We start from the raw sequence: 3,714 nt of genomic DNA, 5'->3' as shown, positions 1-3,714 counted from the left end.
TTGAGCCGACCACCCAAGGCAAACAGGAGTGGGCACAAACCGCTGCGGCCACGGTGAAGGCGCTGGAGAACGACGGACTCTTCTCTCCCGAACTGTTTAGAAAGGTTCAGGGGCTACTCGATGAATACCGTCAATCCAGCCACTGACGATAATGGTGAATATTGTTGGGTTACAGCCAAAAAGACGGATTAACCCAACCTGATTCTCATCAAACCTGTTGCCTGATCCGCTACGCTTGATCAGGCCTACGAGATGAATCCATGGCCGCCACTAACCTGTATCAACCGGCGAAAATCCCCGCAGAAGAGGAATCGTTCGAAACATTGCTGCAGTGTGGCAATGTCTCAATAGAAAAGATTCAGAGTCCCCCATCGACCCGCACCGAAACCTGCGATCAGGCTCAGGATGAGTGGATCGCCCTGCTCCAGGGCCAGGCCTCTCTGCAGGTAGAGGATCGCATTGTCACCCTGCAGAGCGGTGATACCTTGTTTATTCCTGCCCGCACACCCCATCGGGTGCTGGAGACCAGCACCGATCCAATCTGCATCTGGCTGGCGGTACATATTCACCCGTCATCCTGATGGTACGACTCCATTCAGAATCTATAGTTTCTGCACAGATACGCCGTATAATAGGCCGATCATGGAAGTCAAACTAAAGCGCGTCAGAGAGTTCATACTGCTTGCCGAGGATGGTGTAATGGCGCTTCTCCTGACGGTCATGATCCTGCTTGCAGTCGCCCAGATCCTGCTGCGCAACTTTTTCGACTCTGGGATTATCTGGGCCGACCCCACCCTGCGCATGCTGGTCCTCTGGGTCAGCCTGATGGGCGCCATCGCCTCCACTCGGGAGGATCGGCACATCCGCATCGATCTGCTCTCCCGCTATCTATCCGGTTCAAGACGCAGTTTTATCCAGGCTGTCACCGATCTTTTCAGCGCCATTGTATGCGGCATCATCGCCTGGCATGCTGCGCGCTTCGTCGCCTTTGAGTACGAAGACGGCTCCCTTCTGTTCGGCAGCTTCCCGGCCTGGGCCGGAGAGAGCATCATCCCCATCGGCTTTGGCATCATGACCCTGCGCTTTCTGTTCAATATACCCCTACGATTCCTGCCGGGGGGAAAACTGTAATGCTCATCGCGCTGGGTCTCATCCTGGTCGCCCTGTTCGGCGCCCCACTGTTTGTCGTCATCGGCGCCAGCGCCCTGATCGGCTTCCACCAGTCCGAGATCGACCTCGCCGTGGTCGCCATCGAATTTTACCGCATTGCCGAGATGCCGGTGCTGCTGGCGATCCCGCTCTTCACCTTCGCCGGATATCTGTTAAGCGAAAGCAATGCCCCTCACCGGTTGGTGCGCGTCACTCAGACGCTGTTGGGATGGATGCCCGGCGGACTCGCCTTCGTGGCGCTGATCGCCTGCGCCCTCTTCACCGCCTTTACAGGCGCCTCCGGCGTTACTATCGTCGCCCTTGGCGCCCTGCTCTATCCGGCTCTCACAGAAGCGGGTTATCGACAGAATTTCAGTCTGGGGCTGGTCACTACCTCCGGTAGCCTGGGACTGCTGTTCGCCCCGGCGTTGCCGCTCATCCTATACGCAGTAGTGGCGCAGCAGCTCGGCATCGGCAGCTCCATCACGGTAGACGACATGTTCCTGGCCGGCATCCTGCCGGGGCTGCTGATGTTGCTGATTCTGGTGGCCTGGAGCCTCTGGTCGAGCCGCGGCGTCAAGTTGACCACTTTTTCCAAGGCAGAGGCGCTGTCGGCCATCCGGGAAGCTGCCTGGGAGATTCCGCTGCCGATCATCGTGCTCGGCGGCATCTACAGCGGCTATTTCGCCATCTCCGAAGCCGCAGCGGTCACCGCCTTCTATGTGCTTGTGGTCGAAGTCTTCATCCATCGGGAGATCTCTCTGCGCAGGCTGCCCCAAGTCATGCGCGAGGCGATGCTGCTGGTAGGCGGCATCCTGGTCATCCTCGGCATGTCGCTGGCCTCCACCAACTATATGATCGATCAGGAGATCCCCACCCAGCTTTTCGACTGGATCCGTGAACGGGTGTCGGACCCGCTGACCTTCCTGATACTGCTCAACCTCTTTCTGCTGGTGCTGGGCACCATGCTCGACATCTTTTCGGCACTGGTGCTGATAGTGCCGCTGCTGCTGCCGGTAGCCCTGCAGTACGGCATAGACCCGGTGCACCTCGGCATCATCTTCCTCGCCAACATGCAGATCGGCTACTTTACCCCACCAGTGGGCATGAACCTCTTTATCGCCAGCTACCGTTTCAACAAGCCGGTGACGCAGATCTACCGCGCCACCCTGCCCTGGTTCTTCCTCCTTTTCGGCGCGGTATTGATCATCACCTACTGGCCATCCCTCTCCCTGGCCCTGCTCGACCGGGGTTGAGGCCAGAACCGGCTGCCCAATTCAAAACCGAGCAGTCCGAGCATAATCAGCAGGGTGCCGAACCAGACCCGGCCATCCACCGACTCTCCGTTAAACCCTTGCCCGACCAGCAAAGCAATCACCGGCGTTATCAGGGTAATCAGTGCCACACGCATCGTCTCTACATGACGCAACAGATAGAAGTAGAGCGCAAAACCCAGCACCGACCCAATAATCCCGAGATAGACAATCGAGGAGAGCGCCCGCTCATCCACGTCAGTTGGCCATGTCTCCCCACGCAGAAACCAAGTCAGCAGAAACAGCGGCGCCGCAACCATCAGCCCACCGCTAGTGACCACCAGGCCATGTAGTTCAGCGTTGATTCGCTTCACCCAGACCGCACTGGCAGAGTGAACGACTACGGAAAACAGTACACCGATTACCCCCCAGGCCATCTGCACACCTTGATCCAATCCGGCACTGAAGATCATTGCCAAACCGGAGAGTGCAATCAACACGGCAATCAGACGCATTGGCGTCAACCCCGGCTCAGTCAACCAGAACCGTGCCATCAGGCCGGTCGCAATGGGGGTCAGACCAAAGAGCACCGCAATCCATCCTGAAGGGATGAACTGGGAAGCCCAGTAGACCGACAGCATCGCCACGAAGATGCCGAGACCGGCAGCCAGATAGGTGCGGCGCGCCACGTCATGCCAGGGCATGCGCAATCGCATCAGCTGCACCAGCGCCAATGCCAGCACCACGCCAATGACCATGCGCCCGGTAACACCGAACAGATAACCCACACCCTCACCACTCCACTTTATTGCAAGCGGTGTGGTGCCCCAGATCAGAATAACCCCCAGATAGGCGGCCGGCACGGACATGACAAATTCCTCCTTTTTTCATACCACCAAACAAAAAAGGCCGCAGATGTTTCCATCTGCGGCCTTGCGGAATCTTACTTAATTCAGCGGATCAATCGCTGATCTTCTCCTCCAGACACGCAGACGGCATGACCACCCGCAATGGACGGTCGGCGCTGACGGGCTAGATGTTTAACGTGTAAAGGGATCATGGAAGACAGCATGCCCGCTATTACAGCGCCGTCAACGAAAGCTTGTTTTTATTCCGGTTCGCATTCACGCAATCGTGGTGAGGCCCGGGCGATACCGATTGGAAAGCGCCATGCGCTGCCATCCACTCCGGCGGGCCGGTTAGGTTTATCAGGTAGCTTACCGACGATGATGACAGGCAGATACCAGGCAGGCGTCGCCGTCGGGTCCTCCGCCAGCGCTGGCGGGCATCATGGTTGGCAGTTCTGAGGATA

At 57.9% G+C, this 3,714-nt stretch carries 4 protein-coding genes; 3 read left to right on the top strand and 1 reads right to left on the bottom strand.

Features of this window, described 5'->3' with window-relative positions:
- Positions 1-260 precede the first annotated feature (260 nt).
- From G9Q73_RS11000 to G9Q73_RS10990, 3 genes are all read left to right on the top strand, one after another.
- A complete protein-coding gene (locus G9Q73_RS11000) occupies positions 261-581 on the top strand; it encodes a cupin domain-containing protein (RefSeq protein ID WP_177419831.1) in 321 nt (106 codons plus the stop codon).
- Positions 582-642: 61 nt separating this feature from the next.
- Complete coding sequence (locus tag G9Q73_RS10995) at positions 643-1,131, top strand: TRAP transporter small permease (RefSeq protein ID WP_177419830.1); 489 nt, start codon at positions 643-645, stop codon at positions 1,129-1,131.
- A complete protein-coding gene (locus tag G9Q73_RS10990) occupies positions 1,131-2,405 on the top strand; it encodes a TRAP transporter large permease (protein ID WP_177419829.1) in 1,275 nt (424 codons plus the stop codon). Before G9Q73_RS10995 ends, G9Q73_RS10990 begins: the two co-directional genes overlap by 1 nt.
- Here the strand turns inward: G9Q73_RS10990 and G9Q73_RS10985 are convergent.
- Positions 2,363-3,271, bottom strand: coding sequence for a DMT family transporter (locus G9Q73_RS10985; RefSeq protein ID WP_177419828.1), 909 nt, complete (start codon positions 3,269-3,271; stop codon positions 2,363-2,365). The genes G9Q73_RS10990 and G9Q73_RS10985 overlap by 43 nt on opposite strands.
- Positions 3,272-3,714 lie beyond the last annotated feature (443 nt).

It is taken from the genome of endosymbiont of Lamellibrachia barhami, assembly GCF_011947365.2.
Lineage (GTDB): Bacteria > Pseudomonadota > Gammaproteobacteria > Chromatiales > Chromatiaceae > QGON01.
This window is presented reverse-complemented; position numbering and strand designations above follow the sequence as displayed.

Bases quoted from the DNA above. Each gene is read 5' to 3' on its own strand.
- G9Q73_RS11000 (WP_177419831.1), top strand. From the start codon at position 261: ATGGCCGCCACTAACCTGTATCAACCGGCGAAAATCCCCGCAGAAGAG.
- G9Q73_RS10995 (WP_177419830.1), top strand. From the start codon at position 643: ATGGAAGTCAAACTAAAGCGCGTCAGAGAGTTCATACTGCTTGCCGAG.
- G9Q73_RS10990 (WP_177419829.1), top strand. From the start codon at position 1,131: ATGCTCATCGCGCTGGGTCTCATCCTGGTCGCCCTGTTCGGCGCCCCA.
- G9Q73_RS10985 (WP_177419828.1), bottom strand. From the start codon at position 3,271: ATGTCCGTGCCGGCCGCCTATCTGGGGGTTATTCTGATCTGGGGCACC.